14 protein-coding genes are annotated in these 15,743 nt (G+C 59.8%); 5 read left to right on the top strand and 9 right to left on the bottom strand.

Annotated elements, in window-relative coordinates; genetic code table 11:
* Nucleotides 1–120: 120 nt before the first annotated feature.
* The 4 genes from QM600_RS06840 to QM600_RS06855 form a co-directional block, all read right to left on the bottom strand.
* The gene (locus QM600_RS06840; RefSeq protein ID WP_283260708.1) at nt 121–399 is read right to left on the bottom strand and encodes a TMEM175 family protein; all 279 of its coding nucleotides are present in this window, start codon (nt 397–399) and stop codon (nt 121–123) included.
* Nucleotides 400–442: 43 nt separating this feature from the next.
* Nucleotides 443–1,054, bottom strand: coding sequence for a hypothetical protein (locus QM600_RS06845; protein ID WP_283260709.1), 612 nt, complete (start codon nt 1,052–1,054; stop codon nt 443–445).
* The gene (locus tag QM600_RS06850) at nt 1,054–1,854 is read right to left on the bottom strand and encodes a MerR family transcriptional regulator (RefSeq protein ID WP_283260710.1); all 801 of its coding nucleotides are present in this window, start codon (nt 1,852–1,854) and stop codon (nt 1,054–1,056) included. Before QM600_RS06850 ends, QM600_RS06845 begins: the two co-directional genes overlap by 1 nt.
* A gap of 106 nt (nt 1,855–1,960) precedes the next feature.
* On the bottom strand, nt 1,961–5,416 hold the full coding sequence (locus QM600_RS06855) for an indolepyruvate ferredoxin oxidoreductase family protein (RefSeq protein WP_283260711.1): 3,456 nt from the start codon (nt 5,414–5,416) through the stop codon (nt 1,961–1,963).
* Between the two features lie 281 nt (nt 5,417–5,697).
* Between QM600_RS06855 and QM600_RS06860 the strand changes: the two genes are divergently transcribed.
* Nucleotides 5,698–6,453 carry a MerR family transcriptional regulator gene (locus tag QM600_RS06860; protein WP_283260712.1) on the top strand — a complete coding sequence of 252 codons (756 nt, stop codon included), beginning with the start codon at nt 5,698–5,700 and terminating at the stop codon, nt 6,451–6,453.
* A gap of 43 nt (nt 6,454–6,496) precedes the next feature.
* Here QM600_RS06860 and QM600_RS06865 read toward each other — a convergent pair whose 3' ends face one another.
* Complete coding sequence (locus QM600_RS06865; protein WP_283260713.1) at nt 6,497–9,148, bottom strand: helix-turn-helix transcriptional regulator; 2,652 nt, start codon at nt 9,146–9,148, stop codon at nt 6,497–6,499.
* Between the two features lie 238 nt (nt 9,149–9,386).
* On the opposite strand from QM600_RS06865, the gene QM600_RS06870 reads away from it, so the two are divergent.
* On the top strand, nt 9,387–10,406 hold the full coding sequence (locus QM600_RS06870; RefSeq protein WP_283260714.1) for a helix-turn-helix domain-containing protein: 1,020 nt from the start codon (nt 9,387–9,389) through the stop codon (nt 10,404–10,406).
* 6 nt (nt 10,407–10,412) lie between these two features.
* Here QM600_RS06870 and QM600_RS06875 read toward each other — a convergent pair whose 3' ends face one another.
* Complete coding sequence (locus QM600_RS06875) at nt 10,413–11,321, bottom strand: ABC transporter permease family protein (RefSeq protein WP_283260715.1); 909 nt, start codon at nt 11,319–11,321, stop codon at nt 10,413–10,415.
* A gap of 158 nt (nt 11,322–11,479) precedes the next feature.
* Between QM600_RS06875 and QM600_RS06880 the strand changes: the two genes are divergently transcribed.
* From QM600_RS06880 to QM600_RS06890, 3 genes are read left to right on the top strand one after another with little or no spacing between them, the layout of a single operon-like run.
* The gene (locus QM600_RS06880) at nt 11,480–11,941 is read left to right on the top strand and encodes a MarR family winged helix-turn-helix transcriptional regulator (protein WP_283260716.1); all 462 of its coding nucleotides are present in this window, start codon (nt 11,480–11,482) and stop codon (nt 11,939–11,941) included.
* Nucleotides 11,938–12,366 carry an organic hydroperoxide resistance protein gene (locus tag QM600_RS06885; RefSeq protein ID WP_243618871.1) on the top strand — a complete coding sequence of 143 codons (429 nt, stop codon included), beginning with the start codon at nt 11,938–11,940 and terminating at the stop codon, nt 12,364–12,366. Before QM600_RS06880 ends, QM600_RS06885 begins: the two co-directional genes overlap by 4 nt.
* On the top strand, nt 12,366–13,379 hold the full coding sequence (locus tag QM600_RS06890) for an NADP-dependent oxidoreductase (RefSeq protein WP_283260717.1): 1,014 nt from the start codon (nt 12,366–12,368) through the stop codon (nt 13,377–13,379). The genes QM600_RS06885 and QM600_RS06890 overlap by 1 nt, the downstream gene beginning before the upstream one ends.
* Before the next feature lie 73 nt (nt 13,380–13,452).
* Here QM600_RS06890 and QM600_RS06895 read toward each other — a convergent pair whose 3' ends face one another.
* From QM600_RS06895 to QM600_RS06905, 3 genes are all read right to left on the bottom strand, one after another.
* Entirely contained in the window at nt 13,453–14,325 is an 873-nt protein-coding gene (locus tag QM600_RS06895; protein WP_283260718.1) for an oxidoreductase, read from the bottom strand.
* 51 nt (nt 14,326–14,376) lie between these two features.
* Nucleotides 14,377–15,309 (bottom strand): membrane protein insertase YidC, encoded by a 933-nt coding sequence (yidC, locus tag QM600_RS06900; RefSeq protein ID WP_283260719.1) that lies wholly within the window; start codon nt 15,307–15,309, stop codon nt 14,377–14,379.
* A gap of 112 nt (nt 15,310–15,421) precedes the next feature.
* Nucleotides 15,422–15,727 carry a DUF6412 domain-containing protein gene (locus QM600_RS06905; protein WP_206040933.1) on the bottom strand — a complete coding sequence of 102 codons (306 nt, stop codon included), beginning with the start codon at nt 15,725–15,727 and terminating at the stop codon, nt 15,422–15,424.
* Between the last annotated feature and the right edge of the window lie 16 nt (nt 15,728–15,743).

A 15,743-nucleotide genomic window follows, 5' to 3' on the forward strand; every position in this document is an offset into this window, starting at 1 on the left:
GGTAGCCATAACTGCGAGACATCCCGCACTGACCGCCATCGTCCCGATATACAGCGCCCTCGTTGTCGTCTACGGACGCGGTGGCCACCAAGGCTGTGGGGAACGGCAGGAAAACGATTGTCAACGCCCACAGCGCCAAGCCCCGACCGCGTCGCCGTCGATCACGAAGCGAAGTAACCGATGCTGCGACCACCAGAACCGAAAGATGACCACAAAGCTGAGCCCGAAGGCATAGAACTGAGCCGTATGGTCCCGAAGTAGTTCGGCCGTCGTACCGTCGTGATCGTTGGTTAATTCGACCAGCGGGAGCACCAGCAGGGTGATCGCGATTGCTGCAATTGCGTCGATGAAGGTGACATACCGATCGAAGTAGCGTGTCCGTTCTGCAGTCCCTGCCATCGCGGAAGCATAAGCGCCACAAACGAAACCCGCAGGTGTGTGACTACTTCTCGGTATTCACGACGTTCGACAACGCTGTCACCAGATCCGCGGGTTCGTCGACGTACAAGCTGAGCCTGTCGACGGATCCACTGCGGCGATAGCGCGGAATCATCGACGGCAATCGAGCGGGAATCGGTTGCTTCAGAACAACATCGATGTTGGTACCGTCCAGATTCGGCAGCACCAGTCGACCACCTTCCAAAGCTGGCGCCGTATCGCCGTATCGGCGACTACAGCGGGCCGACGAAATGAGTGTGCGATCGATCGAGACGACAACCTTGCCCGATTGCCGCACCACAAAACGAGAATCGGTCACAAAATGCGGGTGCACACGATGAACAGCGAGGTAACCCAACAATGCCAGTAGCGACCACACCGATAGCACTGCGAGAATCGCGCTGAGCCACATCCACGGAATCAGGAGATGCAGAACTGCAATTTCGACAACAGTGGCAATACCGAAAGCTACTGGGAGAACCAGCGATCCACCGCTGGCCCGAATGGGGATACCACCGGACTCGACACCTTTGTCTCGCCCACACACCCAGAACCACAACGACTGGTAGGCAAGGAGTTCCGACCGGACCGGACGCCACAACGGGAACTTCTTCATTATTCTCCCTGCCCTGACATTCGTGCAATGAGACGCCGCTGGACCCGCATCACAACTTCACGTTGCGCCGGGTCCGGAATGACATCTTCCAGCAAGACCGGCATCTGTGATCCGAAGTCGGCAGTATCAGCCTCCAGGTCTGAAATCGCCTGTTCATCGAATTGGTCGAGAAGCCTTCGCGAAAGTCCTTCGATTTCTTTCTCGGCCGAATCCAATTCGCGCCCTTCCAGATTCGACCAATCGGAAAGGAACGCGAGATACAATAGTCGCGCCTTGTCGTCCGCAATTACCGACGCGTAGGACAACAGAAACTGTTCGGGAAGGGTGCCGGTCATTGCCAGCACTTCGAGGAGGTCTCGTTCACGTTCGAGCGCAACGCGAACTGCGGTTGACTGGGCAGTGTCGATTGCATGCGTGAGAGCACGCGCGACCTCTGCGGGCAACCTGGAAATGGGTCGGCCGTTCTCCGCATCGGCGAGCATCGCAGTGAGTCCGCCGTGACGGCGCGCCAACTTCGCCTGTTCAGCTTCCACCGACCCGATCAATGCACGAAGGTCGGCAACGGTGTCGCTCATACCTTCGTCCAACTCATCGGCGGAAAACAGTGCCGCTATCGAGCCCAGCGGCACTCCGCGCTCAGCCAGCCACCGGATTCGGACCAGGCGTACGACGTCGTCCATTGTGTACTCGCGGTACCCGTTCGCACGTCGATCCGCTTCTCGCAGTAGCCCAAGGCGATGGTAGTGCCGCACGGTTCTCGGTGTGGTCTGTGCAGCATCGGCAAGCTGACCTATACGCATGCCGACAGTCTGAACCATGACGCTGCGTCAAGGTCAAGAATGACTTCGAACAGAGCTGTGCCCCAGCGAAGACAGTCGCTGGGGCACAGTCGTTCCTTACATCGAACTAGGCGGTGATACCGAGTTCACGCAGACGTTCCTTGTACAGCTCGATGTTTCCGAGCTTGACGTCCTCGTAGCCGCGAACCATGTCGGGCAGCCCAGCGATTTCCACTGCACGGTCGTACCCGTCGACAGCGAGTGTCCGCGAGAGTTCACCGATCAGGCCCTCGTACTGAGCCAGCAGTTCGCGCTCGATCTTACGAACATGCATGTAGCCGAAGGGATCGAGCTTGGTACCGCGAAGCTTCTTACCCTTCGCCAGAACCTTCAGTGCCACATGCGACTTGGGCCCAAGACCGATCTTCTTTTTGCGTCCCAGCACCTTGAGAATCGGCGGGTGGAGCTTGTAGGTCAGGTTCTCCCCCGCCGGCACCTGCGACTTGACGTCCTCGATAAAGGCAGGGTCGACAAGCATGCGAGCAACTTCGTACTCGTCCTTGTATGCCGTGAACTTGAACAGACTGCGGGCGACGGCTTCGCTGAAGTCGGTTCGCTCGGTTGCAGAGCGCTCAGAGGTCCAGACGGCTTGAACTTGGTCGATGTAACGCTTCGCAACCTTGACGGACTGGAACTCGACCAACTGCGCTGCACGCAGTTCCGCCAATCGAAGTGTTTCGCCGGTGAGGTTCGTTCCGGCGAATACATGTGCCGGTACGACAACCGGTGCCCGAACGGACTTGGCCGGCGTGATGACGGCTTCGAATGCAGCGGGGTCGGCGATTGCGACGCGGCCCCAGCGGAACGCTGCGATATTCGACTCGACCGCAACACCATTGATTCCGATTGCTTCTTCGATCGACTCGGCCGGCAGACGTAGTCCACCGCTCTGGTAGGCCGCGCCGATCAACAGGAAGTTGGCAGCAGCGGTGTTACCGAACAACTCTTGCGCCGCGGCCAATGCGTCGAAGGACCGCAGGGTCCGCGATACCTTGTCCAGACGAGCCAGAAGGGATGTCTCGTCGGGGTAGCGAACACCCTTGTCGTACACCATGTCGCCCGTGGGAGTCTGCGACGTCGACGCGATGGAGATGGTCGATTCGTGGTTTCCGTATTCGAGGTTCTTGTTGTCCGTCGCGGTCAGTAGATCGAACGCAACGATGCAGTTGGCACTGCCCGGCGTGAGGCGGTTGGACGGCTCGAGTGCTCCCTCGCTGAAACGTAGATGGGAGACAACGGGTCCGGCCTTCTGACTCAGTCCGATCTGGTCCAAACTTTCGACCTCGAGCCCGGCGCGCAGTGCCGCCGTTGCCAATACCTGGTTGACGGTCACGATGCCCGTGCCGCCGATACCCGCGAGAAATACGTTCTGCGTGGCTGTGAGCGGACCGAACTCCGGGTCGAGAACAACGGGCGGCTGCGGGCGAACTGCCTTGGGCTCCTTCTTGCCGGGGACCAACTCCACGGTCACGAAGGACGGGCAATCGCCGTCGAGGCACGTGTAGTCGGTGTTGCAGGACGTCTGATCGATCTTCGTCTTGCGGCCGAATTCCGTGTCCACCGGCTGAACCGACAGGCAGTTGGACTTGACGCCGCAGTCGCCACAGCCTTCACACACCGCTTCGTTGATGACAACTCGAGTGTTGCGCGTAGGCAGAGTGCCGCGCTTACGCTGACGACGCGCGTCGGCTGCACAGTGCTGGTCGTAGATCAGGACCGTGACGCCTTTGATCTCGCGGAGTTCCTTCTGCGCCTCGTCGAGACGATCACGATGCCAGAGCTTAGTCCCCTTGGCCAAAGCCCGTTTGCTGTGCCGCGCAGGATCGTCGGCGCAGATGATGATCGCTTTGACACCTTCGGTGGTCAGCTTGTGACTGAGCTGGGCAACGGAGAGCGCACCTTCCGCGTCCTGCGCGCCGGTCATTGCCACTACCTCGTTGTAGAGCAACTTGTACGTGATGTTCACACCGGCAGCGATGCACGCCTGCACCGCCAATTGGCCCGAGTGGAAGAAGGTTCCGTCGCCGACGTTCTGAAACAGGTGCGGCACATCGGTGAACGGGGCCTGACCGATCCACTGACTACCCTCGCCGCCCATCTGGGTCAGTCCGGTGACTGCACTGTCCTCACGTCCGGACATGGTGACCAGGGTATGGCAACCGATTCCGCCGCCGCCGATGGAGCCCTCGGGGATCGCAGTGGATCGGTTGTGGGGGCACCCACTGCAGAAGTACGGGGTCCGCTTGGCGGAGAGAACATTCAATGACAACGGAGCGGGAAGGGTGCGCTTGAGTTCGACGTGCGGCTTCAGCACTCGGCGCAGCGGGGCCAGCAGCCGGCCGGCGGTAAGTTCGCCGCTCGCAGGCATGAGAAGGCGACCTTGACCATCGCGCTTGCCGATAATCCGGGGAGCGTCGTCGACGCCGTACAGGATTTCGCGGATCTGCGCCTCGATGAACGCAGTTTTGTCTTCGACCACGATGATCTGTTCGAGTCCGGCGGCGAACTCGCGCACTGTGTCTCCGACGACCGGGTACGGCATGCCGATACGGAACAAACGAATTCCGGCGCGGTGCAAAGCTTCATCGTCGACGCCCAGGTCGGCGAGAGCCTGACGCACGGAGTCGAAAGTTGTTCCAGTGGCCGCGATACCGATCTTTGCACCGGAGGGATCAACCTCGATGACATCGAGGTTGTTGGCGGCGCCGTACGCATGAACCAGATCCCAACGCGGGCCGTACAAATCGGCTTCGGCGATCACACTGTCCGGCGGAGCGGCCATCTGACGCTGCTTGTACACAAACGGCTTGCCCTCGAACTGAACCTCCGGGACCACGATGTCGAAGTCCGCGATGCTGCCGTCCACAGTCCAGGCTCCGTCTGCGACGTCCGCGACAATCTTCAGTGCCACAACACAACCCGAAACACGGGAGAGCGCAACTGCATGCATGCCCATCGTGATGATCTCTTCGGCATTGCGGGGAAACAGAACCGGCACTCCCATCGCGGCAAGAGAGCGTTCACTCACTGCGGGAACCGTCGACGACTTGGATGCCGGGTCGTCACCGACCAGCAGCACCACTCCGCCTTTGGGGTTGACGCCGTACATGTTTGCGTGGCGGATGGCGTCGGTCGCGCGGTCGACACCGGGCCCCTTGCCGTACCAAATTCCAGTGACACCGTCGTGTGTTGCTGTGCCCACCGGTAGGTCGGTCTGACTTCCCCACACCGCGGTCGCAGCGAGTTCCTCGTTGAATCCGGGAACAAACGTGATGTCGTGTTCGGCCAGCACCTTGGGCATCCCGTGGAGCATCTTGTCGACGCCACCCAACGGGCTGCCCTGATATCCGGAGACGAAGGTAGCGATGCGCTTACCCGCACGGATGTCGCGGACGTGCTGCTCGACAAACCCGCGTGCAATTGCCTGAACACCGGTGAGCAACACCGGGCCCGATCCCGACCGGTACCGATCATCGAGGTCGTAGGGCTTGGCTTGGGCTACGCCCGACACCAGTTCAGTCATCGTGACCACCGTTCCCATCTGAAGTGCACCTGAACACACCACATATTTCGATCTGTTCAGATGATCGTTATCTAGGTATGAAAAAGCGTCAACAGTGAGGGCTAGAACTATTCATTTCGCTCATTTGTGAGCTGGATCACGTCGCTTAGTTCATCGAATCTGTCAGTTGGAGACGCATTCGTGGCCACAACAAAAATCGATCCTGAATTCGGCTTGACCTTGACGCAACGTCAACTTACATACTGAACCCAGGAAACAGGACGAGAAAGGAAGGCAGCGAAGTGAACGAATGGTCCATCCAAGAACTCGCGAAGGCCGCGACAACCACCAGCAGAACCCTTCGCCACTACGGCGAACTCAGACTTCTCGAACCCAGCCGAACCGGCGCCAACGGGTACCGCTTCTACAACGAGCATTCACTGATCCGCCTGCAACGGATCCTGCTTCTACGAGAACTCGGACTGGGACTACCGGCAATCGCGGAAATCCTTGCCGGTGAAAGAGATACGACAAGCGCGCTGCGTACTCACCTCGAACTACTCGAGCAAGAGAGATCTCGCATCGAACGCCAGATCGAATCCGTGACAACAACATTGAAAAAGACACAAGGAGGTCAGGCACTCATGCCCGAGGAAATTTTCGACGGTTTCGACAACAACCAATATAAGGACGAGGTGATCGAACGTTGGGGAAAGGACGCGTACAGCAGCGGCGACACGTGGTGGCGCTCGATGACCGAGCAGGACAAGAAGTCGCACCACAGCACCCAACAAGTCATTGCCAAAGCCTTCGGTGACGCTGCAATCCGGGGTCTCGAACCCACCAGTCCCGCCGTGCAAGAGATCATGCAACGCCAGTTCGACTGGATCAAAATCGGTTGGCAGGGAAGAACACCCAGCGCCGACGCGTTCATCGGGCTAGGCCGGATGTATGTCGAGGATCCACGGTTCAGAGCGAACTACGACGCTCACGGCGGCGGGACAGCGAAGTTGATCCGCGATGCGATGGAGGTCTACGCCGAGAACCATTTACGCTGAAACTCCCCTACCAACCATCAGGCCAGCAACGCCACGACAACGGTCAACTCAGAAGGGAAAGTCGGTGCGCAGCGGCAATCGCTTCGTCGCGAGAATGAACCCCGAGCTTTTGATAGAGACTTCGGATGTGGCTCTTCAGAGTATTGCGAGAGACGAACAACTTTTGCGCGATGTCCGCGCGGGAGAGATTGTCGGCCAGTTCCCGCAATACATCTGCTTCGCGAATTGTGAGCGTGACACGTTCGATAGCGGACGGGTATATCTCGGATACTTCGGAATCCAGAAATTCTGCAACCAGCGCACTTCCTTCAGGATCCTGAACTTGGAGTCGCACGATCAGGTCCCGTGGAACCGTGGCAAACGCCGACATTGCGCCAAAAGCAGCGATCGAGGCGCGAGCGGACGCCCACGACGCGGACGCCTCCGGTTGCCTCCCCAAGCTCTGATGTGCCATTGCTTCGATCAAATAAGCTTCGACACGAACCCTGCCGAAATGGTTTTCACTCCAGTCGATTTCACGGCACAGGCGTAGTGTCTGTTCGGGATTTCCGGTCAACAACTGTGCGCGTGCCGCCGATACGGCAACTATCGGCGGGGGGCTGTCGAAGGCACTGACCTCGTCAAGCGCCTTCTCCCCTTCACCCGCTGCAAGCAACAGGTCTACTCGTGCTGCGGCGAGCATCGCAGTACCGATCGAACCGGGGCAGATGCCGGACGGTCCGTTGGTAGCGACAGCCCGCTGAAGAGTGACGATTCCCCCGAAATCATCTCGGGTTGCCAGCGCCCAGCGTGCCCGGGCATACGCTGCGAATGCCCAGAGATCCCCCGCCGGCGAGATGCTGTCGAGAATCTCGATCGCCGAAGCGGCGCCTCGAAAATCCAACGCGTCCAGGGCAACCCATACCCGGGCGATCGCAGCGCCGATATGGGACGCAGGCCCTAACCATCCTTGAACATCTGGATGGGTGCATTCTTCGTCGAGCCAGCGGGATGTCTCCGAAAGGTCGCCGCGCATAGCTGCATTGAGTGCTAAATTGCCGGCCGCATGTCGTGCTACAAAGGACGGGCCGTATTCGAGCGCACCGCGGTACGCAATCGCTAACGCTTCTTGCGCCTCGTCGAAATTGCCGATCAGTTGGTGTGAAACACCCCAGATCAGTTGCAGTGCCGGTAACTGAACCCCGAAATCCTTCTTCTGCTCGCCGCTCAATCCAGCGGCCACGTGAGAAAGCTTACGAGCGATCCCGGCAGAGCGTAGGTACTCACCGGAGGCCCGCAGGATCACGATCTGAACGGTTCCGCTGTTCAGGAGTGCTAGTGCGTCCGAACCGCCGCCCAGAGCCCGCAATTTCGGCGCGTCCGAGGGAAATGTACTGTTGCCTGTCGACTGTGTACGCAATCGGCGCTCCAGCAGGTCCCGCCCGATCTGCATGGCTGGATGTGACGACACGATGTGATCAGGCATGGACCACAAGGCTTTTCGGGCCAATCCGCCATGATCTACCAGGAGATCTGCCCAATGTTTAGCGAGGATCTCGGCCACCGTCGACCATGCTTGTGCATCGAGTGCATAGCGCACCGCACCGGCAATGTCGGCCGATTCACGGCAGTGCTCGGAGAGCTGAACCAATCGAGTGGGAGAATCACCTCCGATATCGTCGCCGATCCTCATCAGCGCTTCTCGAACTGCCGGCGCAAAATACCACCGCGCCGGACTCTCATCTGCCGTCCGGAAGAGAAGGCCGACGGATTCGAGTCCGCCGACCAGAGTCGCCGCGTCGTCGTTCCCTGTGACCAACCGAGCTATCTCGGGGGTCACGGTCCGTGCAGCGGACAGTGTCAGCGCAAAGTCCCATAGCTCAGTCGGTTTCGATCCTCGGAGGATCCGCCGCTTCATGTACACGTACAGCGCCTGATCAATACGTTGCTGAATTCTCTCGTGACTACGCAATCGCACCGGCAGCGCGTTCACGACATTCGATGCCAGCTTCATCAACGCAGGTACGCCTGCGAGTTGCTCACAGATCGAATGAACAATACTGGAGGACAGTGCGATTCCGGCGCTCGAGAACAACGCAACCGACTCTTCGAGTGTGTACCGCAAATCGTCTACGGACAGATATTCGCCGATAGCGACGCAGTTAAAAATATCACTGATCGATCGATCCTGTAGCGTCACAACCACTTTCAAACCCGATACTTCCGCCAGCAAGGAAGCGAGCTGGCTTCCGAGGCCGCCTCCGTCCACCAAATCGATTCGGTTGAACACAACAACAAACGGGATGCTCGACGAGACAAGGTATTCGCGGACTGCGCGTTCGGGATCTTCATGCTCTGCCGGCCCACCCAACGCCACGCAGGAATCCTGAATTACGGCGAGCGCGTTATTCCAGTAGTCGATCCGATCCATCCGCTCCGTCGGCGCCGGCACCCACACCACCGGACGGGTCGGCATGGTCCCCATCGCGGACAACCACAATCCTGCAAGTTCGGTTTTTCCGAAACCCTGTGGCGCATCGAGCACCGTCAATCCGGCGGGCGCCTGCATCCGTTCGATGAGTCGCGCGCGCGGCGTCGTCGATGTTCCTACCAGCCTGCGGCGAAGAGAGCGGTGGGTGGTGGTGGTGTTGTTCCCGCCCAGGCCGGGAAAGCGGGAATTCCGTCCGACGTGTATCGACTTCGATCCGTCAATCACGATGTACGTCGCAACGACATCACGGGCCGGCCGGAAAAAGATCCCTGGTCAAGGTAAGAAGTCCCTACAGATCCGCGCATGAATAGCACAATAGACACAGTCCGACGGCAGCGCGAGAACATGCCGTCTCCAAAAGATGCCCGTTTTGTCTCAACCTGTGTCCTCGGTCACGTCTCGCGACTATTTTGTGGAAATCCGCTCTGACCTGGAGAAATTTGCTTAGGATGCCCGAGTGCCGATGAATGATCTCAGCATTCGTGTATCAACCAAATTTGTGGACGCCACAGATAGTGACGACTACTGGCGCGCTGCTACCCGACCCTTCTACGTCACCGAGCGGACGAGTCGGGACGTCCCACTCCAAGGCGCGATGACCGGATCGACCGTCGGCACGTCGTTGATCGGGGAAACCACATTCAACAGCCAGGACTACTTCAGAAACCGTCGACTGATCGCGGAAAGCGAACTCGAGGATCAGTACATCGTTCAGGCGTGGATAGGCGGGGAGATGATCGGGAACGCCGACGGTACGGACTTCAGCGTTCAGCCCAGCGACGTCTCATTTCTCGACTTGGGGAAACCGCTTCGCGCACGCGCACTGACGGACCCCGACCGTGCTGGTCGCACGATCACTCTGCTTGCACCCCGCACCCTGGTCGAAGCCGCGTCACACGGTCGTTCACTGCACGGCACCGTTCTGCGTGGTGCGTCGGCAATGGTTCTCACACAATGCCTTCAGTCGGTCTCTCTCGCACTACCCCACCTGGATAAGACTGCTGCGGCGCAGTACGAAGACGTTATCGCCGCACTGTTGAAGGCGAGTTTGAGTACCGATCCCGGTGCGCTCCAACCCGAATTCTCACCCCGAACCGATCCGAATCTTCGAGCTCGCGCTCTAACCCACATCGTCGAACACCTCGGCGAAAGTTGGCTCAGTCCCGTGACGATCTGCGCCACGCTCTCGGTATCACGCGCTCAGCTCTACCGTGCATTCCAGCATGACGGAGGAATCGCGCAGGTAATCCGCCGTAAGCGCCTCGAACGCGCGTACCGAGAGCTAACAGCACCGGAACCTGAGAATCTCTCGATCGAAGATGTCTCGCACCGTTGGGGATTCACGTCCAAGACGCAATTCGTGCGGGCATTCGACTCTTTCTACGGCATCACCCCGAGTCGCGCACGAGCAGAAGGCCGACGCACGATCGGGGATCCTTCGATCGACCGCCTGCACCGCCACCTGACGACGCTCGGTCCGTAACTTTCGCTAGACCGTGATCTCCACGGAGTCTTTCTCGTCCGGATCACGGCTGGCCGCACCGAATACTGCGACCGCGACGGCGCCGGCGATGGCACCCACAAATCCCACGACCGCCAACCATTCCAGGCCGGGCCGTGACGCGTCACCGAGAATCATCACACCCACGATCCCCGGCACCACGGTTTCGCCGACGACAAGAGCCGCCGTCGCACCGTTCACCGAACCGAGTTGCAACGCAACGGTGTGAAGATAGAAGCCACCGAGACCGGTAACCGCGATCGCCCAGGCCGCCGGATCTCGCAGCAGCACAGCAACATCGAAAGGGTCGATCCCTTCGACAACGCGGACTGCGATAGCCAGACCACCGAACAGGACTCCGGAGATCAACCCGGAAACGACGGCAGCACGGGACCCGAGCCATCGGATCAGGCCCACGCCGATCAGCAGTACCGCAGTCGATCCGGCGAGTACTCCCCAGTGCACTGCGGCATTCGAACTGCCTCCGCCGGCATCACCGGCCGAGACCCCGAGAAATAGCAGCGACAGGATCACGGCACTGATAGCGAACCAGTCGCGTCGGTGAAGTTGAATTCCGAGCACCACGGTGCCCAACACCGCAGTGATGACCAAGTTGGCACTGATGACGGTCTGCGACAGGAAAAGTGGAATAAGTCGCGCAGACACGGCGCTGCCGGCAAAACCCACTACGCCGAGAAGCGTTCCGACGATGAAGGACACCGTCAGTACGGCGGCAAACGTCGATCGCATCGTCGGACCACCCGACGCCGTCACATGGCGATCGTCCCCGCGAAGTTCCGCGGCAGCGGCAGACTTCCGCGCACCGTAGGCCTGCATCACCGACGCGACGCCGTAGCCCACGCAGGCAACCAACGCTGCAATCAGGCCGATCAGCACGATAAACCAAGGTGAGGTCCGACATCGTCCGTCATCATGTCTACTCTGCCCCACCTTGCCCTGAAATTTGTCTGATTACTGCACGCCCCCAAGGACCGGCAAGTCAATTTTACGCAACTAGGTTGTGCACAACTAAGCATTGCGCTATAGTTTCCCTTGTGACCAACCCGCTCGCCCTCGACCACCAGGTGTGCTTCGCCCTCTACTCGGCGTCGCGGGCCACCACCGCCGCTTACCGAGCCATGCTCGACGACCTGGGAATCACCTACCCCCAGTACCTCGTCCTGCTGACACTCTGGGAACGCGACGGCCGGGGAGTCCGCGACATTTGCGAAGCACTCGACCTCGACACCGGCACCCTCTCGCCGCTTCTCAAGCGACTCGAAGGTTCAGGACTGATCGAGCGTCGACGCCTCTCCACCGACGAGCGTCGCGTCGAAATCCACCTGACCGAGGCCGGCGCAACGCTGCGTTCCAAGGCCGAAGACATCCCGGCCAGGCTCGCAGTCGCTACCGGCTTGAGCCTCGGCGAACTCGGCGAACTCCGCGAGGTTCTGGTCCGGCTCGGCAAAACACTTCAATCATCGAACGCACACTCCGACGGAAAGAAGAAGCCATGAACATCGTGTACACCGCAGAAGCGCTCGCCACCGGCGAAGGCCGCAACGGTCATGCTCGCACCTCCGACGGACGCCTAGATCTCGATTTGGCGATCCCCAAGGAAATGGGCGGCAGCGGCGACGGCACCAACCCCGAGCAGCTTTTTGCAGCCGGGTACGCAGCCTGCTTCCACTCCGCACTGCAGATGGTCGCCCGCGCCGAGAAGGCAAACGTCGCAGACTCTGCTGTAGGCGCCCGCGTCGGCATCGGCCCCAACGGAGCCGGAGGCTTCGGTCTCGCTGTGACGCTTGAAGTTTCACTCCCACACTTGTCCCATGACCAGGCCGTTGAGCTGACGGAGAAGGCACACCAGGTGTGCCCGTACTCCAACGCAACTCGCGGCAATATCGAGGTCACCCTCGAAGTAACCAAGGAAGACGACTAATGAGCACTACCAACCCCACTGTCAGCCGCGAAATCCGACTCGCGTCCCGCCCCAACGGTTGGCCCACCGCCGAGAACTTCTCGATGGAAGAGGCTCAGCTCCCCGAACTCGAAGACGGCCAGATCCTGGTGCGTAACATCGCAATTTCGGTTGACCCGTACATGCGTGGACGCATGAACGACGTGAAGTCGTACCTGCCGCCGTTCCAGATCGGAGCTCCGCTCGACGGCGGCGCCGTCGGCGAAGTTATTGCATCCAAGTCCGCTGACCGGGCCGTCGGCGACGTCGTCGTCCACGGTCTCGGATGGCGCGAATATGCCATCGTCGACGCTGCGACGGCTGGGCCTGCTGATACGTCCATCGCCCCCGCTACGGCGTACCTGGGTGCGCTCGGCATGACCGGCCTGACCGCCTACGCCGGCCTCACCGCTGTCGCCGAGTTCAAGGAAGGCGATACCGTTTTCGTTTCCGGCGCAGCCGGAGCCGTGGGTTCACTGGTCGGCCAGATCGCAAAGCTGTTGGGCGCCAAGCGCGTTATCGGTAGCGCGGGTTCACCGGCCAAGGTTGCACGTCTGCTCGAGCTCGGCTTCGATGCGGCGTTCAACTACCACGACGGCTCGGTCACCGAACTCCTCGCAGCGGCCGCACCTGAGGGCATCGACGTCTACTTCGACAACGTCGGCGGCGACCACCTCGAGGCAGCGATCGACTCCATGAACCCGGGTGGCCGAATTGCCCTGTGCGGAGCCATTGCTCAGTACAACACCACCGAGAAGCCCACGGCTCCGCACAACTTGGCCGCAGTAATCGGCAAGGGTCTCACACTGCGCGGTTTCCTGGTCGGCGGCTACCGCCACCTCGGACCCGAATTCCGCACCCACATGGCAGGCTGGCTTGCCGACAACAAGATCGAGTGGGACGAGACGATCGTCGAAGGCCTGGAGAACGCTCCGCAGGCCTTCATCGACCTGATGCGCGGCGCGAACACCGGCAAGATGGTTGTCACGCTGTAGCTTTCACAGATACATCTTTCATGACCGACGATGGCCGCGAATCACTGGGATTCTCGGCCATCGTCGTCGTGGATCAGATTCCGAACGACACTCCGGTCAACTTCTCGGACAAAGTCCACAACCCGGCTGCGGTCTTCTTGTCGTGTGACTTCTTGTTCGAGCCAACAACTTTCGGATAGCCCCGCTGCTCGAACGGACCATCAGGACCGATGTAACTGCCACCGAACGCGTCGGGCGCCGTAGCCGCCCACAACTCCGGTAAAGCACCCATCTGCGCTGACTGCGCGATCAGGTTGCCGATACCCGTCAGCTTGTCCTGGATCGTCTCGGTGTGCCCCTGCAGGTTCGTCGACGCGTAACCGGGGTGCGACGCCAATGCTTTGAGCGTCGAACCCGAAGCCGCCAGTCGACGCTGAAGTTCATACGTGAATAGAAGATTCGCGAGCTTGGACTGCCCGTAGGCGCGCCACCGGTTGTACTTGCGGTGCTCGAAATTGAGATCGTCGAGATCGATAGTGCCCAACTGATGCATCATGCTGGACATCGTGACGACACGGTCGGTCAACTTGTCCTTCAACAGTCCCGTCAGCGCGAAGTGGCCGAGATGGTTTGTACCGATCTGCATTTCGAACCCGTCGACCGTCCGGTTGAACGGCACCGCCATCACCCCGGCGTTGTTCACCAGAACGTCAACGGCATCGGTTGCATCGGCAAACGCGCGTACCGACGACAGATCCGCGAGATCAAGTTTGCGTACCACAGCGTTCGAACCGATTTCAGCAGCAACTACATCCGCTTTCGATGTGTTCCGACACGCCAGCACGACCTCTGCGCCGGCCTTACCCAACGCTCGCGCGACCACCTCCCCCAACCCACTGTTCGCGCCCGTCACGACAAATTTTCGTCCGGTCTGATCGACAACGTCATCTGCAGTCCACTTGGTCATGAAATCCAGCGTACGTGCGTTACCCAGCGGTAGGAATGGCTGAACTTCTGATCACTGTTTCCGTTTGGCTTTGATCGGCTTGGCACCCGGCGCCGGCGCCGTGGGTGCCGGCTTCGGCGCGGGTTCCACCTCTGCTTCTCGCTTCTCCGCCGCAATTTTGCCGTACACAAAATGCTGTTGAGCCAACGTCCAGCAGTTGTTGCTGACGAAGTAGATCAGAATTGCGACCGGCGCGAAGGAACCGAACGCGATCACGCCGACCGGGAAAACCCACAGTGCGAGTTTGTTCATGATTGCCGTTTGCGGGTTGGCAGTTCCGGAGTCGACCTGCCGCGCGACCGATGCTCTCGACGTGAAATGTGTCGCTACGGCCGCAAAGATCATCAGCGGAACAGCGACCAGAATGATGGACATTCTGGTGACGTCGCCGAATGCCTCCAACTGGGCGGCCGGGCTCGAAATCATGGCCGACAGTGGCGCCCCGAACAACTTCGCGTCGAGAAATGACTGCACGTCGGAAGCACTGAAGAAGTAGTTGGCCGTATTCGCATTGTCCGCGATCGACATTGGTTCGGTCGGGCTCAGAAATGGGATGTGGGAGGCCGCTCCGGTCCGATTGAACGAGCGGAGTACGTGATAAAGCCCGATGAAAACAGGTGCCTGAACAAGCATCGGCAGACACCCGAGCAATGGGCTGTAGTTGTGCTCCTTCTGCAACTTGCTCATCTCCACGGCAAGTTTCTGCCGGTCACCGGCGTACTTCTTCTGCAACACCTTGATCTGAGGTTGCAGCTTCTGCATCACCAGTTGAGTGCGAACCTGCTTGACAAAAGGTTTGAACAAAATCGCCCTGAGCGTGAACACCAGAAATACCACCGACAGCGCCCACACGATGCCGTTGTCCGGCGATCCGGAAACGAAAGAAAAGACCTTGTGCCAGAACCACAGAATTGCGGACACGGGGTAATAGATAAAATCGAGCATGATGAATGAACCTCACCAAGAGGGACGCTCGGAGAATCCGAACGCGGGAATGGTCGTGGACAGAGCCATACAGACCGACCTACGACGAGTTCACACCCGCGCTACGGTCGATCTAGCGACCAATTCCCGGTGCTCGAGGTTGGGGACGTCCCGGTGCGTCCGGGCTGCTCTGCCGACGGAATGCACCACGCAAACAGCGTTCGTCGCCGGACGGACCCTGGGACGACACCGCGCGCAGTTGGAGTGCTTCGTACATCGGCGACGCCGACAACGCCGCGACGACAAACACCGCGATCGCGGTTCCCAGTACGGCAGCACTGCCCGAGGAACTGAGCGGTGGAGCGGCAAGCAACGCGATGAACGGAAGCAGAAGAAGCAGCAGTGACCGCGTCACTGTGCTCGCTCCCTGCTGATTCATGAAACCGAACATACAC

This window comes from Rhodococcus sp. IEGM 1379 (genome assembly GCF_030056815.1).
In the GTDB taxonomy this organism is placed as follows: Bacteria; Actinomycetota; Actinomycetes; order Mycobacteriales; family Mycobacteriaceae; genus Rhodococcus_F.